The sequence below is a fragment of the Streptomyces zinciresistens K42 genome (assembly GCF_000225525.1).
In the GTDB taxonomy this organism is placed as follows: domain Bacteria; phylum Actinomycetota; class Actinomycetes; order Streptomycetales; family Streptomycetaceae; genus Streptomyces; species Streptomyces zinciresistens.
Genome location: NZ_AGBF01000434.1, coordinates 1 through 1513 on the forward strand (window position 1 = coordinate 1; position 1513 = coordinate 1513).

Genomic DNA, 1513 nt, shown 5'->3' on the forward strand with positions numbered 1-1513 from the left:
ACGGAAGCCAGACGTTCGGGGAGGAGGCGTGCGGTGCTGTCGGCAAAGAGGTCGGTGTTGTAGGTGAGATAGCCGGTGATGGCCTTCTCGCCCTGCTCCAGATGGAGCGAGAGGTCGAACTGGGTCCCGGCCGGCGGGATGTCGAGGCGGTCGACCGTGAGGCCGGGCAGGCGCAGATTGCGCGAGGGAGCCTCGTTGAGGGCCAGCATCGTCTGGAACAAGGGGCTGCGGGTGTGCCCCTCGGTGGCGGGCACCGCGTGTCGGACGATTTCCTCGAACGGGGTCTCGGCGTACCGGTGTGCCGCCACGAGGGCGTCGTGGGTCGTCCGGAGGGTCTGCGCGAGAGTGGCCTTCGGGTCGAGGACCCGTCGGAGCGGGAGCGTGTTGGTGAAGAAGCCCAGGACTCCGGCCGTGTCCGGGTGTTCGCGTCCGCTGGTCGGGATGCCGATGGTGACGTCCCGGCTGCCGGACAGGGCACCGAGGACGACGGTCAGTGCGGTGGCGACGACGGCGAAGGCGGTGGTGCCCGTGCGTCGCGCGACTTCTCCGACCTGTTCGGCACTCAACTCCACCGCAATCGCTTCGCCGTTGTGGGTGCGCACGGCGGGACGCGGGTGGTCGGTCGGCAGGTCCGGGGCGTGCGCTCCCGCCAGGTGCCGGAGCCAGTGGGCGAGGCCGGCGTCGTCGGCGGTCGTCGGCTCTGCGGCTCGTGCGTGGGCGAAGTCGCCGTACTGGAGCACGGGGGCCGGGGGGAGGGACCGGCCCGCGCCGAGTGCGGTGTAGGCGGCGGCGATCTCCTCCAGGAGGAGGCTGAGCGTCCATCCGTCGGCGATGGTGTGGTGCAGTGACAGCAGAAGGAGATGGGCGTCGTCGGCGCAGCGGACGATCCGGGTGCGGAAGAGCGGGCCTTCGGCGAGGTCCACGGTGGAGTGCCGCCATTCCGCGAGCAGTTGTTCCTCGTCGTACGTCCTGGTTGCTTCGGGATCGCTCGCGGCCTCGGCTGACTGCGGGTCGGCCGACGACGACCAGTTCCCGGACCAGACGGGGTGGACGACCTGGACGACCTCGCCGTTCTCCTCGCGCAGCGTGGTCCGCAGTATCTCGTGGCGGTGTGCGACCTCCTCGACAGCTTTCGCCAGCGCCGGAACGTCGAGTCGGCCGGAGATACGCGCGCCGCCGTTCAGCGTGTAGGCGAGGTTGGCCTGCGGGTCCAGCCCGCACAGCAGCCACAGGCGCTTCTGCCCGGAAGTGGCGGGGAAGGTGATGGTGCCGTCTGGGTTCGCGGCACGGGGCGCGACCGGGATGGGCGGGCGGCTTTCGCCCGGAATCCCCAACTGGGCGGCCAGTTCGGTGAGGGTGGGGTGCTGGAAGACGAGGTGGAGCGGGACATGGGTGCCCAGCGCCGCACCGAGCCGGTGCGTGACACGGGTGGCGAGGAGGGAGTGGCCGCCCAGGGCGAAGAAGTCGTCGTCCGCGCCGACTTCACCGACATCGAGCACGTCACCCCAGACTG

At 70.7% G+C, this 1513-nt stretch carries 1 protein-coding gene; it reads right to left on the reverse strand.

Annotated features, from left to right (window positions below):
- On the reverse strand, positions 1–1499 hold a 1499-nt coding region (locus SZN_RS37040; protein ID WP_043735499.1), incomplete at its 3' end, for a condensation domain-containing protein.
- Between the last annotated feature and the right edge of the window lie 14 nt (positions 1500–1513).